Here is a 16,308-nt window from a genome sequence, read left to right on the forward strand (position 1 = left end):
CTCAGACCGGGCGCTGCAGGCGCTGCTGGGCCTGCGCCGCAGCAGCCCGGGTGACGCAGCCCGGCGCATGGTCGTTGACCATGCCCATGGCCTGCATGAAGGCATAGACCGTGGTGGGGCCGACAAACTTCCAGCCGCGCTTTTTCAGTTCCTTGGACAGGGCCAGCGACTCGGCCGTCTGCGCCGGCACCACCTCCCCGGTGGACGGCGTGGCCGGCTGGTAGCGCCAGAAGAAGGCCGCCAGCGAGCCTTCTTGCGCCACCATCTCGAGGGCGCGCTGGGCGTTGTGGATCACGGCCTCGATCTTGCCGCGGTGGCGCACGATACCCGCGTCCTGCAGCAGGCGCTCCACATCGGCCGCGCCAAAGCGCGCCACCTGGTGGAAATCGAAGTTGGCAAAGCCGGCGCGGAAGTTCTCGCGCTTGGTCAGGATGGTGAGCCAGCTCAGCCCGGCCTGAAAGCCTTCGAGGCTGAGCTTTTCGAACAGCCTGCGGTCCTCCGTGACCGGAAAACCCCATTCGTGGTCGTGGTAGTGCACATACAGCGGCGAGCCATGGCACCAGAAGCAGCGTTCCTGCCCATCGGCAGAGGAAAGAGTGTGAGACATGGCTGCACTGTACGCAAAGCGCCATGTCCTGCGGGGGCTTGCGCCCCCTGCAAGGGGTTTTAGGCTTTACTGCGGCCGCGCCAGGCGCGAATGGCGCATGCCGTAGGCCAGGTAAATCAGCAGACCGATGACCATCCAGCCGATAAAGCGCAGCCAGGTCAGCGTGGTCAGGTTCAGCATCAGATAGCTGCACAGCAGCGCCGACACCACGGGCAGCACGGGCACCAGCGGCACGCGGTAACCGGTCTTCAGATCGGGGCGCTTCTTGCGCAGCACCAGAATACCGAGGCTGACCAGCACAAAGGCCGACAAGGTGCCGATGTTGATCATCTCCTCCAGCAGCTCCACCTTGGTGAAACCGGCCAGGCCCGCAATGACCACACCCACCAGCAGCTGCAGGCGCACCGGCGTCTTGTGCGTGGAAGACGTCACACTCCAGCTGCGCGGCAGCAGGCCGTCCCGGCACAGGGCCAGCAGCACGCGGGCCGAGCCCATCAGCAGCACCATTACCACGGTGGTCAGGCCCATCAGCACGCCCACGGCAATCACCTGGGCAGCCCAGTTGGCCCCCACGCTGACGAAGGCCGTGGCCAGCGACGGGTTCTCGGCCTTGGCCAGCTCGGTATAAGGCACCATGCCGGTCAGCGCCAGGGTCACCAGCACGTACAGCAAGGTCACCAGCGCCAGCCCGCCAAAAATGCCGCGCGGCAGTGTCTTCTGCGGGTCCTTGACCTCTTCGGCCGAGGTGGCCACCACATCGAAGCCGATGAAGGCGAAGAACACCAGCGATGCACCGGAAATCACCCCCAGCCACCCGTACTGGCTGGGCTGGGCGCCAAACAGCCAGGCCAGCATGGGCTGGCCCCAGACATCGCCGGTCACGCCATGGCCGATCACCGGCGGCTGTGCCGGCGGCACAAAGGGGGTGAAGTTCTTCACATCCATGTAGGAAAAGCCCACCGCGATCACGAACAGCGTGATGGCGATCTTGACCAGCGTGAACACATTGTTCACCCGCGCCGACGCCTTGGTGCCGCGCACCAGCAGCGCGGTGAAGATGGCGACGATGACGAACGGTCCCCACTCCATGGCCACCGGGCCCAGGTAAACAGTGCTGGGCACATCCCAACCCGCGGTGGCAAAGATGGTGGACAGGTAAATGCCCCAGTACTTGGCGATCACCGCACCGGCCGACACCATCTCCAGCAGCAGGTTCCAGCCGATGATCCAGGCCAGGCCTTCGCCCATGGTCAGATAGGTGTAGGTGTAGGCACTGCCGGTGACCGGCACGCTGGAAGCGAACTCCGCGTAGCACATGGTGGCCACGGCGCAGGTGGCGGCCGCCAGGATGAAGGAGAAGATCACCGCCGGCCCGGCAAAGCTGCCTGCCGCACGTGCGCCCACCGAGAAAATGCCCGCCCCGACGGCCACGGCCACGCCGAGGATCATCAGGTCGAACGCACCCAGACTGCGCTGGAGCTGGCGGCCCGGCTCATCCGAGTCGGCCAGCGCCTGTTCAATGGTTTTGGTTTTCAGCCACTGCATGCATACCCCCAGGAGCCGGACCGGCCCCAGGCACAGCGACTCCATTGAATTGTTCAAAAGCGAATCCTAGGGTTTTTACTTACCTTATGCAGAATCCTGCAGCTTTTCCTGATCAGACGCATGTTTTGTGTGCTTGCTTGCCGCAAGTCCCTTCGCAAGCGGTTAAGCGCCACCACACCGCTCACAAAGGCTGTGCTTTTCGTGCCTATCACGCAGGCAGACTGCAAAGCCATACGCCACCGCGCCGCCAATCCTGCATACCGCAGGGCTTGGGCACTGCGCACATGCCTCGCTGCCCCGCCCACTTCGGCTCCGGTGTACCCCGGACACAAAAAAGCCTGCCCCTAAGGCAGGCTGGGTGAACCGGCACGCTGTCCGCATGCCGGTGTGCAGAGCAAGCTGCACTTATTTGGCCACAGGCTCTGCTGCCAGCAGCCAGCGGGCAATCTGCAGCGACTGCGCCTCATCCACCTGCGACTGGCGCGGCATGATGACCTTGCCCCAGGCGCCCACACTGCCCTCGCGGATCTTGCGGGCCAGGTAGGCCTCGGCATCGGGCTGGCCGCGGTAGCGCTCGGCAATGGCGACGAATGCCGGGCCCACATAGCCGCGGTCCCAGCCATGGCAGCGCATGCAATCGGAAGTCTCCACCAGCTTCTTGCCGGCGGCCAGTTCCGGGTGCTGCTGCACCAGGGCCTCGGCGGCTTTTTCCGCCGGGCTCACCATCATGATGCGCCAGCCGATATTGGCCACACCCAGGGCGGCAGCCACCATGAAGATGGCAATTGCCCAGCCGATCCAGCGCGGCTTGGGCGGGTAGTGGTCTTCGTCGTCGTGATCAGTCATTGACACTCAAAAATGCCTTGTCGCATGCGCCGCAGGCACTGGCGTGCCTGCGGGATTTCGCAAGCCCTCCCCGTGCAGCACAACCGCAGCGGGGAAGGCGCACGGCCTCTCAATGGCGGAAGTGGCGCACGCCGGTGAAGACCATGGCCACGCCGCGCTCGTTGGCGGCGTCGATCACTTCCTGGTCGCGCATGGAGCCACCGGGCTGGGCCACGCAGCTCGCGCCGGCATCGACCACCACATCCAGACCGTCACGGAACGGGAAGAAGGCATCCGACGCCACCACGGTGTTCTTCAGGCTCAGCTTGGCAGCTTCGGCCTTGATCGAGGCGATACGGGCCGAGTCCAGGCGCGACATCTGGCCAGCGCCCACGCCCATGGTCATGCCGTCCTTGCAGAAGACAATGGCGTTGGACTTGACGTACTTGGCCACCTTCCAGGCGAACAACAGGTCCTGCAGCTCGGCCGGTGTGGGTTGCTTGACGGTGACCACCTTCAGGTCGGCCAGGGCCAGCTCGTGGTTGTCGGCGGTCTGCAGCAGCAGGCCGGAGCCCACGCGCTTGGCGTCCATGGCGTTGCGGCCTTGCTTCCAGGCGGTGTCGCCGCCGGCAGGCAGGGCGATCTTCATCAGGCGCACATTGACCTTGGGCTTGAAGATTTCCAGGGCTTCGGCGGTGAAGTCGGGGGCCATCAGCACTTCGACGAACTGCTTGACCACGGCTTCGGCTGCGGCCTTGTCCACGGTGCGGTTGAAGGCAATGATGCCGCCGAAGGCGCTGGTGGGGTCGGTCTGGAAGGCCTTGGCGTAGGCTTCGTGCGCATCCTTGCCGATCGCCACGCCACAGGGGTTGGCGTGCTTGACGATCACGCAGGCGGATTCTTCAAAGCTCTTGACGCATTCCCAGGCCGCATCGGCATCGGCAATGTTGTTATAGGACAGTTCCTTGCCCTGCAACTGTTCGCCGGTGACCAGCGAACCCGGTGCGGGGTACAGGTCGCGGTACAGCGCGGCCTGCTGGTGGCTGTTTTCACCGTAGCGCAGGTCCTGCACCTTGATGAACTGGCCGTTGCTCTGGCCGGGGAACAGGCCGCGCTCGGGCACATAGGTCTCGGACAGCTTTTCGTCTTCGAACTTCACGCTCGACAGGTAGTCGCTGATGGCGCCGTCGTACTGGGCGATGCGGTTGAACGCAGCCACGGACAGGGCAAAACGCAGCTTGTCGCTCAGCTTGCCGGCGGCCTTCAGCTCGCCGATCACGGCCTCGTACTGGTCGGCGGCGGTGATCACACCCACATCCTTCCAGTTCTTGGCAGCGGAACGCACCATGGCGGGACCGCCGATGTCGATGTTCTCGATGGCATCGGCCAGCGTGCAGCCGGCCTTGGCGACGGTGGCTTCAAACGGGTAGAGGTTCACGACCAGCAGGTCGATGGTCTCGATGCCGTGTTCCTTCAGCGCGGCCATGTGCTCGGGCAGCTCGCGGCGGGCCAGCAGGCCACCGTGCACCATGGGGTGCAGGGTCTTGACACGGCCGTCCAGCATTTCGGGGAACTTGGTGACTTCCGCCACTTCGGTCACGGGCAGGCCTTTTTCGGCCAGCAGCTTGGCGGTACCGCCGGTGGACAGCAGCTGCACGCCCAGGGCATGCAGGCTTTGTGCAAATTCGACAATGCCGGTCTTGTCGGAGACGGAAATCAGAGCTTTCATGGGAGCTTTGGAAAAGTGGATAAAAATCAGATTCAGGCGCTTGCGGGATCAGAGCAAGCTGCTGTCAATTGGTCGTGCCGCCTTGCAGCATCTGGTGGTCCACCAGCTTCTTGCGCAAGGTGTTGCGGTTCAGGCCCAGCCATTGCGCCGCGCGCGACTGGTTCTGGTCGGCCTGCTGCATCACCACTTCCAGCAGCGGCTTTTCGACCAGGCGCACCAGCATGTCGTACATGTCGTTGGGGGCCTCGCCGCCCAGGTCGCGGAAGTAGATTTCCAGGCTGGAGCGCACGCACTCCTCGATGTTTTGGTTCTGCTGGCTCATGCGGCCATTTCCTCAATGTCGGTTTCCACGCCACCCTCCGGCAGGCGCTCCATCTGGCTGCCCAGTGCATCAAAGTAGCTGGCCACGGCCTGCCACTGCGCCTGGCAGTCGTCGATGGTGTTGATATGTCGTCTCAGTTCGTCCCCGCCCGGCAGGCTGCGCACATACCATGCAATGTGCTTGCGCGCACTGCGCACCCCGGTCAGCTCGCCGTACAGACCATAGTGGTCCTGCAGATGCTCCAAAAGCAATTCCCGTACCTCGGCCACGGTGGGTGGCGCCAGGTGGGTGCCGGTGTCCAGAAAGTGGGCGATCTCGCGGAAGATCCACGGCCGGCCCTGGGCGGCGCGTCCCACCATCACGGCGTCGGCACCGGTATAGGCCAGCACATCGCGCGCCTTTTCGGGGCTGGTGATGTCGCCATTGGCCACCACGGGCAGCTTCACGGCCTGCTTGACGGCCGCAATCGTGTCGTACTCGGCAAAGCCCTTGTAGCCCTGTTCGCGGGTGCGGCCATGCACCGTCAGCATCTGGATGCCGACATCCTCGAAACGCCGTGCCAACTGCTCGGCGTTCCGGTGGGTATCACACCAGCCAGTACGCATCTTCAGCGTGACCGGCACATTGAAGGGGCGTGCGGCCTCGACCACGGCCTGGGCAATCTCCACGGCCAGCGGCTCGTTCTGCATCAGGGCGGAACCCGCCCATTTGTTGCAGACCTTCTTGGCCGGGCAGCCCATGTTGATGTCGATGATCTGGGCGCCGCGTTCGATGTTGTAGACGGCTGCTTCGGCCATCATGGGGGCATCGGTGCCGGCAATCTGCACGGCAATCGGACCGGGCTCACCGGCGTGGTTGGCGCGGCGGCTGGTCTTGAGGCTGTTCCACAGGTCTTTGCGCGACGTGACCATCTCGCTGACCGCATAGCCCGCACCCAGTCGCTTGCACAGCTGGCGGAATGGCCGGTCCGTCACACCCGCCATGGGAGCGACAAACAGGCGATTTGCCAAAGTGTGTTGGCCAATGCGAAGGGCAGACATGCTGGAGAAAAAGAGACGGAGAGCGCGGGACGAAAGGAGGCGAGATTGTACCTGCCCATTTTTTCAGCAACCACCGCACTGCACAAAAGCACCAACCCCACGTCAGGTACCCCGGCTGTGCCAGCCCCCGTCCGTCGGATGCGCCAGCCCGCACGCCGGGCAGCGCTCAACGCCGGCGCTGCTGCACCGGAATGAAGGCCCACCAGGGGCCGGTGACCGAGGCATAGCCCTGCGAAGCCATCACGCTGCGCAGCCAGCGGCGGTTGAATTGCACGTCCGGCGATACCTCGCTGTCGTCCAGCGTCTCCAGATCGGCCGGCCGCTGGTGGCTGGGCCAGGGCGACGGACGGTAGTCTGAGCCCATGTCCACCAGCTCGCCATCGCCCAGCGCCCCACGCACCGTGTCCATGGCCTTGTCGCCGTCCAGCACCACGGCCGTGACGGCCAGCACGCGCTGGTTCAGCGGGGCCGGAGCCAGCGGACAACCCAGAATGCGAATCGCCAGCCCCAGCGGATGGAGGATCTGCTGCAGTGCAGTCAAAGATGCGGCTTCCAGCCGCAGCCCTTTGCAATCGGCGGCGGCCAGGCGCGCCGCGATCTCGGCCGGCCCCTGGATGGGGATTGGCGCGGCCGCCGGATGCGCCGAGGACGGGGCTGGGGCTGCGGCGGCACGTGCGGCAGGTTTCGCCGCGCCAGCGCCCGGCGGCGGGGCCGCATTGCCGGCCCATGCCAGCTGCACCGCTCCCAACCAGATCCAGACCAGGCTCCACGCACGCCAGCGGCGCAGGCGGGGCTGCATCCTCCGGGCTCTGGCGTGAAAAGCGGGCCGCGGCCTGCGCACGATTCGGTTACACATTGGGGTCATAGCGGCAGGATAGCGGGTCAATGGATGGCCGCACGCCAGCCAACACCTACACTTGCACCCCATGGAAATCTGGATGCACCAGCTGCTGCAGTGGCTGTCCCTGCCGCAATTCGGTCTGAGCACACTCTTCATCGTGGCCCTGGTATCGGCCACCTTGCTGCCGCTGGGCTCCGAGCCGGCCGTGGTCGGTTTGCTGCAGCTCAACCCCGAGCTGTTCTGGCAGGCCATTGGCGTGGCCACCCTGGGCAACACGCTGGGCGGTGCCATCAGCTGGTGGATGGGCCTGGGTGCCCAGAAGGCCTGGGCCCTGGCACGCGCACGCCGCCAGGCCGGCCATCCGGCCGACGCCGCCCACCCGCCGCCCCGCACACTGTCCCGCCATGAGCGCCGTGCCCGCATCTGGCTGCGCAAGCTCGGCCCCAAGGCCTGCCTGCTCAGCTGGCTGCCCGCCGTCGGCGACCCGCTGTGCGCCGTGGCCGGCTGGCTGCGGTTTCCCTTCTGGCCCTGCCTGTTCTACATGGCCATCGGCAAATTCCTGCGCTACCTGGTGATGACCAGCGCCATCCTGGCCGTCATCCCGGGCTGAGCATCCAGCCGGCGGGCCGTTCCCGACGAACGGCACATGGACACCCATTCCGCAGTGGAACTTCACCCGCGGCCGTGTTACAGAGAGAGTTGCCACATTCTTCTCCCCCACAGCCGATGAATGATCCCGACAGCACCGATGAGATCATCGCCCAGGCCCAGGTCATGATTGCGCGTCTGCGCGCTCTGCTCCAGGCCTCGGACGAGCTACGCCGCCAGCATGGACCGGCCGTGCTGGGCGCAGCTTCCGGACCAGCCGAGAGCGCTGCGCCGCTGCCCCCCGCCGCCGAAGAGCCCTGAGCTCAGGCCACGGCCACAGGCTCAGGCATGCGCGCCCGCAAGGCACTGCGGGCACGCGACAGACGACTGCGCACCGTCCCCTTGGGAATATTCAACGCGGCAGCGGCCTCTTCATAGGACAGCTCATCGACCACAACCATCCACACCAGCTGGCGCATATGTTCGGGAATCTCGGACATGGCCAGCGTCAGTGCCCGCAATTGCTGCCCCTGGTCCAGCACATCCATCGGTGAAGGCCCGCCGTCCTGCTCTTCCATCAGCAGCTCATCGCTGCAGAAATCGAAGCGCCTGTGGGGCGAGCGGGTGAGGTAATTGCGCACCAGATTCTTGGCAATGCCATACAGCCAGGTCGACAGCTCGGAATCCCCTTTGAAACTGGACAGCGCACGGTGTGCTTCCAGAAAGGTCTGCTGCACCAGATCCTGGGCATCAGCGACATGGCCGATTTTTTGGTAGACGAAACGGTACAGCCTGGGGCCATGCAGCAGCACCACCCCATGTAAATGCGTGTCTGCTGCCTGCGGCGTATGGGCCAGACTGCCATCGCCGTTCCGAATGGCGCCATCGCCCCAATGCCTGTGGTGTATTCCCAGATCCATGATGCCTCGCTTGATCGGGCCATCACGTGGTGCAGCACTGCCAGCCTTTGCGGCATGTGGTCCATCTGTGGCGGTGCGCCCCTGTCCAACAGGGACCAACACCCACCCCAGGGATACTGCTATCTATTGCCCGGAATGCGCTATTGAAAGAGGGATGGCACCCGGGCACCATCCCCAGAAATAACTATTTTTTACGCCCGCATGGGTTAAATAGTTTTTTTCAATAATTGACTTGGCCATCAGCAATAACCAATCTGTCATAAATAAACCGTCCGTCGGATTTATGACCTCATTACCGATCAATGGAATAGACAGAAACAAAAAACCCCACAGATTTTCACCTGCGGGGCTTTGTAGCGATTCCATTGCGGCGCATGGGCGCCGCAAGAGCAGTCAGACGTTGAACAGGAAGTTCAGCACGTCACCGTCCTTCACGATGTATTCCTTGCCTTCGGCGCGCATCTTGCCGGCATCCTTGGCACCTTGTTCGCCCTTGAACTGGATGTAGTCATCAAAGGCAATGGTCTGGGCGCGGATGAAGCCGCGCTCGAAGTCGCCGTGAATGACACCTGCAGCCTGCGGAGCGGTGGCACCGATCGGCACCGTCCAGGCGCGCACTTCCTTCACACCAGCGGTGAAGTAGGTCTGCAGGCCCAGCAGCTTGAAGCCGGCCCGGATCAGGCGGTTCAGACCCGGCTCTTCCAGACCCAGCTCTTCCAGGAACATGTCGCGGTCGGCATCGTCCATCTCCGACATCTCGGCTTCGATCTTGGCGCAGATGGCCACCACCGGAGCGCCCTGCGCATCGGCATAGGCCTTCAGGCTGTCGAGCAACGGGTTGTTCTCGAAACCGTCTTCCGACACATTGCCCACGAACATGGCGGGCTTGGCCGTGATCAGGCAGAACTGCTTGAGCAGCGGTGCGTCTTCCTTGGAAACCGGCACGATGCGGGCAGGCTTGCCTTCGTTGAGCACGGCCTGGATGGGCGTGAGCAGCGACACCAGCTTGGCGGCTTCCTTGTCGTTGCCGGACTTGGCCGCCTTGCTGTAGCGGTTGATCGCCTTTTCGACCGTGGCCAGGTCGGCCAGGCACAGTTCGGTCTGGATCACTTCGATGTCGGCAATCGGATCCACCTTGTTGGCCACGTGGATCACGTTGGGATCTTCAAAGCAGCGCACCACATTGACGATGGCGTCGGTTTCGCGGATGTGGGCCAGGAACTGGTTGCCCAGGCCTTCGCCCTTGGACGCACCGGCCACCAGGCCGGCGATGTCCACGAACTCCACGATCGCGGGAACAATGCGCTCGGGCTTGACGATGTCAGACAGCTGGTCCAGACGCGGATCGGGCACTTCCACCACACCGGTGTTGGGCTCGATGGTGCAGAAGGGATAGTTCTCTGCGGCGATGCCGGCCTTGGTCAGGGCGTTGAACAGGGTGGACTTGCCCACATTGGGCAGGCCCACGATGCCACATTTGAGGCTCATGAAAATCCTTTGATGGTCAATGCGCGTGGCGGTGTACGCCATGCCTGCATCCACATGCCCTGCGGCATACGATGGCTGCTATGAAAAATTGCTGCGTACACCCAGCCCTGCTGGTGTGAATGCATGCCGGAAGCCCTCCTCCGACGACCGGCGCATTGTAATGAGGCTGCAATGACAACGGGCACCTACAGGAAACGCCAAAGCGTTTCTGTGGTGCCCGGTGGATAGACAGCTTGGAAGCCGAAGACTCAGCGCGCCTTGCACTGGACCTGCAGCAAGCGGTGCGTGGAGCTCTCCGCCGCAGCGCCTGGTTCCCGCAAGGGACGCACACGCAGATCGATGTACCCACGCTCGCCGCACAGCTGCTTGAGCGTGGCCTCGCATTTGCGCAAATCGTCGTGGCGCAGATCACACACCAGCGCGTAGTCGTAATCCGGCTTTTCCAGATACGGCGCGGCGTCCTTGGCCATCGGGTCTTTTGGCGGGTTGCTTACACAACCGGCCAGTGCAGCGGCAGCCAAGGTGGCGGCGATCAAAGCGAACTTCATGGATGCATTCCTTGCAAAAGCGTGGAGTGCATCTTAACCGCCCCCTGCAGCACCGCTGCGCGCAGATCAGCGATCGTTGCGCGAAAAGCCCTTGCCACCACGGCCAGCGCCGTGTTCGCGGTCACCGCCACGCGGTGCGTACGGCTTGGGCGCACCGGTGTGCTGCTTGCCGGCAAAACCACCGCTGCGGCGTTCGCCACCACCAAAACCACGGCTGTCGCCGCCGCCAAAGCTGCGGGCTTCGCCACGCGGGGCTTCCGAGCGGCCGAAGCCACCACGGTCGCTGCGCTCGGGAGCACGGTCACCAAAGCTCTTGCGGGCATAGCCGTCGCCAGCGCCGTCACGGCGGCCGCCGAACGAGCGCTCGTCACGCGGAGCGTAGCCACCACGGTCCTGACCACCAAAGCCGCCGCGATCGCCACCGAAGTTGCGCTCGCCACGGTCGCCGAAGCCACCACGGTCCTGGCCGCCGAAACCGCGTTGTTCACGGTCACCGCCAAAGCGGGGGGCGCGGTCGCCACCAAAACCGCCACGGTCGCCACCGAAGCTGCGTTCACGTCCGCCGCCGAAGCCACCACGGTCACCGCCGCGGTCACCAAAGCCTTGCTTGCGGCCATAGCCGTCGCCATCACGGCGACCACCGAAGCCACCACGGCCACCGGCACCACCACCGCCACGGCGGCCATCGCGCTCACCAGCGGCGGGGAAGCGTTGCACCGGCTCCAGGCCAGGCACCACTTCGGCCTTGAACTGCTGGCGGGTATAGCCTTCGATGTCGAACACACGGCGGCGGTCGCGGAATTCCGCAAACGTCACGGCAATGCCTTCACGACCAGCGCGACCGGTACGGCCAATGCGGTGGGTGTAGTCTTCCGCCTTCATCGGCAGGCCGTAGTTGAACACGTGGGTGATGGTGGGCACGTCGATACCGCGTGCAGCCACATCGGTGGCCACCAGCACCTGCACCTGGCCGTTGCGCAGCGCCATCAGGCGGCGGTTGCGCAGACCCTGGCTCAGGGCGCCGTGCAGTGCCACGGCCGAGAAGCCTTCCTGCTGCAGGTCGGTGGCCAGGCCGTCGCATTCCACCTGGGTGGAAGCAAACACGATGGCCTGGTTGATGGAGGTGTCACGCAGCCAGTGGTCCAGCAGCTTGCGCTTGTGCTGGGCGTTGTCGGCCCAGAACAGCGCCTGCTTGATGTTGGCGTGCTTTTCCTGGGGGGTGTCCACGGTCACCTTCTTCACGCCGGCGCCGTTGTCGTGCATCACGCGCATGGCCAGTTGCTGCACGCGCGGTGCGAACGTGGCGCTGAACATCATGGTCTGCTTGCGCTGGGCGGTCATCTGGTTGACTTCGGCCAGGTCGTCCGAGAAGCCCAGGTCCAGCATGCGGTCGGCTTCGTCGACCACCAGGAACTGCACCTTGTCCAGCTTGATCTGCAGCGAGCGCTGCAGGTCCAGCAGACGGCCGGGGGTGGCCACCACCAGGTCGGCGTTCTGCAGCTTGGCGATTTGCAGCTGGTAAGGAATACCGCCCACCACATTGGCGATGCGGATGCCGCGGCAGTGCTTCACCAGCTCGATGGCGTCGTGTGCGACCTGCTGGGCCAGTTCACGGGTGGGGCACAGCACCAGGGCGCCGGGCACGGCAGCCTTGAAGTTGCGGGCGTTGGTCGGGTCCTTGCGCTTGGAACGCTTGGGAGTGGGCTCGCCCTTGGCAGTGGCTTCGGCGCACAGGCGGTCGAATTCGGCCTTGGCTTCGGCATCGGCCTCAGCGCGTTGCTGGATCAGGGTGTTGAGCACGGGCAGCAGGAAAGCGGCCGTCTTGCCCGAACCGGTCTGGCTGGACACCATCAGGTCGATGAAACCATTGGCATCAGCGCCTTCGCCCATGGCCAGGGGAATGGCTTTTTGTTGCACGGCGGTGGGCTGGGTGTAGCCCAGGTCGGCCACAGCCTGCACCAGCTCGGGCGCCAGGCCCAGCTGCACAAAACCGTTTTCCACTTCGGGTTCGGCTTCGACTTCGGTTTCCACGGTGTCGGTGTCCTGGGCAGCCAGCATGGCGTCCAGTTGGGATTCTTCGGATTGCAAAAGAGATGCGGCAGGCGCAGCAATGCCCTGCTCAAGGAGTGTGTCGTTCATGGTTTTCTCATGCGAGCAGCGCCACAACATCGGTGTTGCGGTGGCTGCTTGACGGTCATAAAAACATCAACCGTCAAACGCTTCGGCTCTGCAAGAGCCTGGAGGGCGTGCTTCGCGGCGGAGGCTGTGGAGGTGAACCACAGTCCTGTATCGCCAAAATGGGGCCCGGTGTGTGATGGGAGATGCGCGATTGCCCTGCCATACAAAAGTGGCGGGTAATGGGGCAAGACCGCAATTGTCGCACACTTCGGGTTTTCACGTAAACCCCTTATAGCAGATCGGAACTCCCTCTCCGACCAAACCAGGCAGGAGCCGCGGCAGCCGGCCCCCCGGTGCCCCCGTAGCCCTGCGGTCCGCCCGCGCCTACAGCGCCAGAAAGTGCGCCCGGTAGTGGGCCAGCTCGTCGATGGACTCGATCACATCCGCCAGGGCCGTGTGGCGCTGGGCTTTCTTGAAACCGTCCACCACGGAAGGCTTCCAGCGGCGCGCCAGCTCCTTGAGGGTGCTGACGTCCACATTGCGGTAGTGGAAGTAGGCCTCCAGCTTGGGCATGTAACGCACCAGAAAGCGGCGGTCCTGGCCAATGCTGTTGCCACACAGGGGCACCTTGCCCTTGGGCACGTATTTGGACAGGAAGGCGATCAGTTGCTTCTCGGCATCGGCTTCGGTGATGGTCGAGGCCTTGACCCGGTCCACCAGCCCGCTCTTGCCGTGCGTGCCCTTGTTCCACGCATCCATGCCGTTGAGCAGTTCATCGCTTTGGTGGATGGCAAACACCGGCCCTTCCACACGCACCGACAAATCGGCGCTGGTGATGACCACGGCAATCTCGATCAGGCGGTCGGTTTCGGGCTGCAGGCCCGTCATTTCGCAGTCCAGCCAGACCAGGTTCAGGTCGGACTTGGGCAGCACTGGGGTTTCATGGGAGGCGGCATCAGACATCTCTAAATTGTCGCCTACACTCGCCGCACATGCCGTCTACCGACTCTTTTCCTTCTTCGCTGCTGCTGACTCTGGCCTTTGCCGCCGCACTGGCACTGCAGCTGCTGCTCAAGCTCTGGCTCAGCACCCGCCAGGTACGCCATGTGGCGATGCACCGGGGCGCCGTGCCCGCGCCGTTTGCGCAACGCATCTCCCTGGCTGCGCACCAGAAGGCCGCCGACTACACCCTGGCCAAGGCCCGGCTGGGCTTGCTGCACCTGGCGCTCTCCACGGTGATGCTGCTGGGCTGGACCTTGCTGGGCGGCCTGGATGCGCTGCACCAATTATTACTGACCCAGCTGGGAACCGGTTTGGCACAGCAGCTGGCGGTGCTGGCCGGTTTCGCCCTGATTTCCGGCCTGCTGGAGTTGCCGCTGTCCTACTACCAGACCTTTGTGCTGGAACAGCGCTTTGGCTTCAACCAGATGACACCGCGCCTGTGGCTGACGGATCTGCTCAAGTCCACGCTGGTCGGCGCCCTGATCGGCCTGCCGCTGGCTGCGGCCGTGCTGTGGCTGATGCTGGCCACCGGCAGCCTGTGGTGGCTCTGGGCCTGGTGCCTGTGGACGGGGTTCAACGTGCTGCTGATGTGGATCTTCCCCAGCTTCATCGCCCCGCTGTTCAACAAATTCGAACCGCTGGCCGATGAATCGCTCAAGGCCCGGGTCACGGCGCTGATGCAGCGCTGCGGCTTTGCGGCCAAGGGCCTGTTCGTGATGGACGGCAGCCGCCGCTCTGCCCATGCCAACGCCTACTTCACCGGCTTTGGCTCGTCCAAGCGCGTGGTGTTCTACGACACCCTGCTCAAGCAGCTCGACGGCGACGAAGTGGAAGCCGTGCTGGCCCACGAACTGGGCCACTTCAAGCACAAGCACATCGCCAGGCGCATGGTGCTGATGTTCGCACTCAGCCTGGCCGGTTTTGCGCTGCTTGGCTGGCTGTCGCAGCAAGCCTGGTTCTACAGCGGTCTGGGCGTGCTGCCCAGCGTGCAGCTGGCCATGGGCATGCCCCAGGGGGACGACAACGCCGTGGCGCTGCTGCTGTTTCTGCTGGCCCTGCCGGTGTTCACCTTTTTTGTCTCGCCCCTGGTGGCCATGGGCTCGCGCCGCGATGAATTCCAGGCCGACGCCTATGCCATGACCCAGGCCGACGGCTCGGCCCTGGCCAGTGCACTGCTGAAGCTGTACGAGGACAATGCCTCCACGCTCACGCCCGACCCGGTGTACGCGAAGTTCTATTACTCCCACCCTCCGGCGCTGGAGCGGCTGGCACGCATGCCGGCTCCGGCCCACTCTGCAGGAGCCGCCGCATGACCACGCCTTCCCAGCTGCAGCCCGTCGATTGGTCCCGCCTGCCCCGCCGCCACGCCATTTCCGCCGCCGATGCCGCCCAGCGCCTGGTGCGCCACCCGGGCTGGGCCATCGAGGGCGAAGGTGCAGGCACCGCCCTGGCCAAGACCTACCACTTTGCGAACTATTTTCAGACCCTGGCCTTCGTCAATGCCCTGGCCTGGATCGCCCACCAGCAGGACCACCACCCCAGCCTGCAGGTGGACTACGGCCGCTGCACCGTGCGCTGGAACACGCACGATGCCGGCGGCCTGTCCGACACCGACTTTGACTGCGCCCAGCGCACCGACACCCTGGTAAGCACCCTGTGAGCAAACGCCGATCCGCCCCTCCCGCCTCCAGCGCGGGCAATGCCCCCCAAGAAGGCCTGGTGGTTGGCAGCCATGGCCGCCACTGCGTGGTCGAAACGGCCGACGGCCACCGCCGCATCTGCCACCCGCGCGGCAAGAAGAGCCAGGCCGTCGTGGGCGACCGTGTGCTGTGGCTGGCCCCGCCGCCCGGCCAGGGCGAAGAAGGCACGATCGAGAAGGTGCTGGAGCGCCGCAACCTGCTGTACCGCCGCGACGAAATCCGCACCAAGATGTTTGCCGCCAACATCGACCAGGTGCTGATCCTGATCGCGGCCGAACCCGTTTTTTCCGAAAGCCAGCTGGCGCGTGCGCTGATCGCGGCCGAGGACGCACACATCCAGCCCATCATTGCGCTGAACAAGAGCGACCTGGAAGAGCCCTTCTTCGACGCCTGGATGCGCCTGTCCGCCTACCGTGCCATCCAGGACGAAGACGGCAGCGACCACTACCCCGTGATTCCGCTGAACCTGACCAGCGACGACCCCGATCAGCGCGAAGCGCTGATGGACCTGTTCGCCGGCAAGAGCACCCTGGTGCTGGGCCCGTCCGGCTCCGGCAAGAGCACGCTGATCAACCTGCTGGTGCCCGGTGCCAATGTGGCCACCAACGAGATCTCGCAGGCCCTGAACTCCGGCAAGCACACCACCACCACCACCACCTGGTACTGGATGGACGAGGCGCGCAGCACCGCGCTGATCGACTCGCCCGGTTTTCAGGAGTTCGGTCTGTACCACATCGCCCCCACCGACCTGCCGCGCTGCATGCCCGACATCGGCGCCAAGGCGCAGGAATGCAAGTTCTACAACTGCACCCACCTGCACGAACCCGGTTGCGCCGTGATGGCCGAAGTGGACAACGAGGGCAGCCCGCACCACATTGACGCGAACCGCTACCGCATCTACAGCGAGCTGTTCGAGGAACTGAGCCAGTCACCCTGGCGTTGAGCCTGCCCGGCTACGGGCAGATGCAGGCACAGAAGGCCGGCGACGCAGGCGATGCAGGCTTCAGCGCCCCAGGTACAAGGTGCATGGGCGCC

18 protein-coding genes are annotated in these 16,308 nt (G+C 64.5%); 5 read left to right on the top strand and 13 right to left on the bottom strand.

Annotated elements, in window-relative coordinates:
• Position 1: 1 nt before the first annotated feature.
• The 7 genes from KW830_RS08510 to KW830_RS08540 all read right to left on the bottom strand — a co-directional run bounded on the left by KW830_RS08510 (position 2) and on the right by KW830_RS08540 (position 6,867).
• The gene (locus tag KW830_RS08510) at positions 2–607 is read right to left on the bottom strand and encodes a DNA-3-methyladenine glycosylase I (protein ID WP_218332841.1); all 606 of its coding nucleotides are present in this window, start codon (positions 605–607) and stop codon (positions 2–4) included.
• Positions 608–673: 66 nt separating this feature from the next.
• Positions 674–2,152, bottom strand: coding sequence for an amino acid permease (locus tag KW830_RS08515; RefSeq protein WP_218332842.1), 1,479 nt, complete (start codon positions 2,150–2,152; stop codon positions 674–676).
• Between the two features lie 405 nt (positions 2,153–2,557).
• Positions 2,558–2,998, bottom strand: a complete 441-nt coding sequence (locus tag KW830_RS08520; RefSeq protein ID WP_066539640.1) for a c-type cytochrome — start codon at positions 2,996–2,998, stop codon at positions 2,558–2,560.
• Between the two features lie 109 nt (positions 2,999–3,107).
• Positions 3,108–4,706, bottom strand: coding sequence for a bifunctional phosphoribosylaminoimidazolecarboxamide formyltransferase/IMP cyclohydrolase (gene purH / locus KW830_RS08525; protein ID WP_218332843.1), 1,599 nt, complete (start codon positions 4,704–4,706; stop codon positions 3,108–3,110).
• A gap of 64 nt (positions 4,707–4,770) precedes the next feature.
• Positions 4,771–5,028 (bottom strand): helix-turn-helix domain-containing protein, encoded by a 258-nt coding sequence (locus KW830_RS08530; RefSeq protein ID WP_066539644.1) that lies wholly within the window; start codon positions 5,026–5,028, stop codon positions 4,771–4,773.
• Positions 5,025–6,068 carry a tRNA dihydrouridine synthase DusB gene (dusB, locus tag KW830_RS08535; protein WP_218332844.1) on the bottom strand — a complete coding sequence of 348 codons (1,044 nt, stop codon included), beginning with the start codon at positions 6,066–6,068 and terminating at the stop codon, positions 5,025–5,027. Before dusB ends, KW830_RS08530 begins: the two co-directional genes overlap by 4 nt.
• Positions 6,069–6,234: 166 nt before the next feature.
• Positions 6,235–6,867 (bottom strand): M15 family metallopeptidase, encoded by a 633-nt coding sequence (locus KW830_RS08540; protein ID WP_218332845.1) that lies wholly within the window; start codon positions 6,865–6,867, stop codon positions 6,235–6,237.
• Between the two features lie 139 nt (positions 6,868–7,006).
• On the opposite strand from KW830_RS08540, the gene KW830_RS08545 reads away from it, so the two are divergent.
• The gene (locus tag KW830_RS08545) at positions 7,007–7,519 is read left to right on the top strand and encodes a YqaA family protein (protein ID WP_066539856.1); all 513 of its coding nucleotides are present in this window, start codon (positions 7,007–7,009) and stop codon (positions 7,517–7,519) included.
• 116 nt (positions 7,520–7,635) lie between these two features.
• Positions 7,636–7,818: a hypothetical protein gene (locus tag KW830_RS08550; protein ID WP_066539648.1), complete on the top strand. Its 183-nt coding sequence runs from the start codon at positions 7,636–7,638 to the stop codon at positions 7,816–7,818.
• A gap of 2 nt (positions 7,819–7,820) precedes the next feature.
• Here the strand turns inward: KW830_RS08550 and KW830_RS08555 are convergent, their stop codons facing one another.
• The 6 genes from KW830_RS08555 to orn all read right to left on the bottom strand — a co-directional run bounded on the left by KW830_RS08555 (position 7,821) and on the right by orn (position 13,534).
• Positions 7,821–8,417 carry an RNA polymerase sigma factor gene (locus KW830_RS08555; RefSeq protein ID WP_218332846.1) on the bottom strand — a complete coding sequence of 199 codons (597 nt, stop codon included), beginning with the start codon at positions 8,415–8,417 and terminating at the stop codon, positions 7,821–7,823.
• Between the two features lie 123 nt (positions 8,418–8,540).
• Positions 8,541–8,783, bottom strand: coding sequence for a hypothetical protein (locus KW830_RS08560; protein ID WP_218332847.1), 243 nt, complete (start codon positions 8,781–8,783; stop codon positions 8,541–8,543).
• A 27-nt stretch (positions 8,784–8,810) separates the two neighbouring features.
• Complete coding sequence (gene ychF, locus KW830_RS08565; RefSeq protein ID WP_066539858.1) at positions 8,811–9,905, bottom strand: redox-regulated ATPase YchF; 1,095 nt, start codon at positions 9,903–9,905, stop codon at positions 8,811–8,813.
• Positions 9,906–10,153: 248 nt separating this feature from the next.
• Positions 10,154–10,453 (bottom strand): hypothetical protein, encoded by a 300-nt coding sequence (locus KW830_RS08570; RefSeq protein WP_066539652.1) that lies wholly within the window; start codon positions 10,451–10,453, stop codon positions 10,154–10,156.
• Positions 10,454–10,519: 66 nt separating this feature from the next.
• The gene (locus KW830_RS08575; RefSeq protein ID WP_218332848.1) at positions 10,520–12,592 is read right to left on the bottom strand and encodes a DEAD/DEAH box helicase; all 2,073 of its coding nucleotides are present in this window, start codon (positions 12,590–12,592) and stop codon (positions 10,520–10,522) included.
• A 363-nt stretch (positions 12,593–12,955) separates the two neighbouring features.
• Entirely contained in the window at positions 12,956–13,534 is a 579-nt protein-coding gene (gene orn / locus KW830_RS08580) for an oligoribonuclease (protein WP_066539654.1), read from the bottom strand.
• Between the two features lie 29 nt (positions 13,535–13,563).
• On the opposite strand from orn, the gene KW830_RS08585 reads away from it, so the two are divergent.
• From KW830_RS08585 to rsgA, 3 genes are read left to right on the top strand one after another with little or no spacing between them, the layout of a single operon-like run.
• Positions 13,564–14,886, top strand: coding sequence for a M48 family metallopeptidase (locus KW830_RS08585; protein WP_218332849.1), 1,323 nt, complete (start codon positions 13,564–13,566; stop codon positions 14,884–14,886).
• A complete protein-coding gene (locus tag KW830_RS08590; RefSeq protein WP_066539658.1) occupies positions 14,883–15,233 on the top strand; it encodes a 4a-hydroxytetrahydrobiopterin dehydratase in 351 nt (116 codons plus the stop codon). Before KW830_RS08585 ends, KW830_RS08590 begins: the two co-directional genes overlap by 4 nt.
• On the top strand, positions 15,230–16,216 hold the full coding sequence (gene rsgA / locus KW830_RS08595) for a ribosome small subunit-dependent GTPase A (RefSeq protein WP_066539659.1): 987 nt from the start codon (positions 15,230–15,232) through the stop codon (positions 16,214–16,216). The genes KW830_RS08590 and rsgA overlap by 4 nt, the downstream gene beginning before the upstream one ends.
• Positions 16,217–16,308 lie beyond the last annotated feature (92 nt).

Origin of the sequence: Comamonas sp. CMM03, assembly GCF_019218715.1 — a bacterium.
Classification (GTDB): domain Bacteria; phylum Pseudomonadota; class Gammaproteobacteria; order Burkholderiales; family Burkholderiaceae_C; genus Comamonas; species Comamonas terrigena.

Coding starts and splice junctions, on each gene's coding strand:
- dusB (WP_218332844.1), bottom strand. CDS start 6,068: ATGTCTGCCCTTCGCATTGGCCAACACACTTTGGCAAATCGCCTGTTT.
- ychF (WP_066539858.1), bottom strand. CDS start 9,905: ATGAGCCTCAAATGTGGCATCGTGGGCCTGCCCAATGTGGGCAAGTCC.
- KW830_RS08555 (WP_218332846.1), bottom strand. CDS start 8,417: ATGGATCTGGGAATACACCACAGGCATTGGGGCGATGGCGCCATTCGG.
- KW830_RS08550 (WP_066539648.1), top strand. CDS start 7,636: ATGAATGATCCCGACAGCACCGATGAGATCATCGCCCAGGCCCAGGTC.
- KW830_RS08585 (WP_218332849.1), top strand. CDS start 13,564: ATGCCGTCTACCGACTCTTTTCCTTCTTCGCTGCTGCTGACTCTGGCC.
- KW830_RS08540 (WP_218332845.1), bottom strand. CDS start 6,867: ATGCAGCCCCGCCTGCGCCGCTGGCGTGCGTGGAGCCTGGTCTGGATC.
- KW830_RS08545 (WP_066539856.1), top strand. CDS start 7,007: ATGCACCAGCTGCTGCAGTGGCTGTCCCTGCCGCAATTCGGTCTGAGC.
- KW830_RS08520 (WP_066539640.1), bottom strand. CDS start 2,998: ATGACTGATCACGACGACGAAGACCACTACCCGCCCAAGCCGCGCTGG.
- KW830_RS08515 (WP_218332842.1), bottom strand. CDS start 2,152: ATGCAGTGGCTGAAAACCAAAACCATTGAACAGGCGCTGGCCGACTCG.
- orn (WP_066539654.1), bottom strand. CDS start 13,534: ATGTCTGATGCCGCCTCCCATGAAACCCCAGTGCTGCCCAAGTCCGAC.
- KW830_RS08590 (WP_066539658.1), top strand. CDS start 14,883: ATGACCACGCCTTCCCAGCTGCAGCCCGTCGATTGGTCCCGCCTGCCC.
- KW830_RS08575 (WP_218332848.1), bottom strand. CDS start 12,592: ATGAACGACACACTCCTTGAGCAGGGCATTGCTGCGCCTGCCGCATCT.
- purH (WP_218332843.1), bottom strand. CDS start 4,706: ATGAAAGCTCTGATTTCCGTCTCCGACAAGACCGGCATTGTCGAATTT.
- KW830_RS08510 (WP_218332841.1), bottom strand. CDS start 607: ATGTCTCACACTCTTTCCTCTGCCGATGGGCAGGAACGCTGCTTCTGG.
- KW830_RS08570 (WP_066539652.1), bottom strand. CDS start 10,453: ATGAAGTTCGCTTTGATCGCCGCCACCTTGGCTGCCGCTGCACTGGCC.
- KW830_RS08530 (WP_066539644.1), bottom strand. CDS start 5,028: ATGAGCCAGCAGAACCAAAACATCGAGGAGTGCGTGCGCTCCAGCCTG.
- KW830_RS08560 (WP_218332847.1), bottom strand. CDS start 8,783: ATGGAATCGCTACAAAGCCCCGCAGGTGAAAATCTGTGGGGTTTTTTG.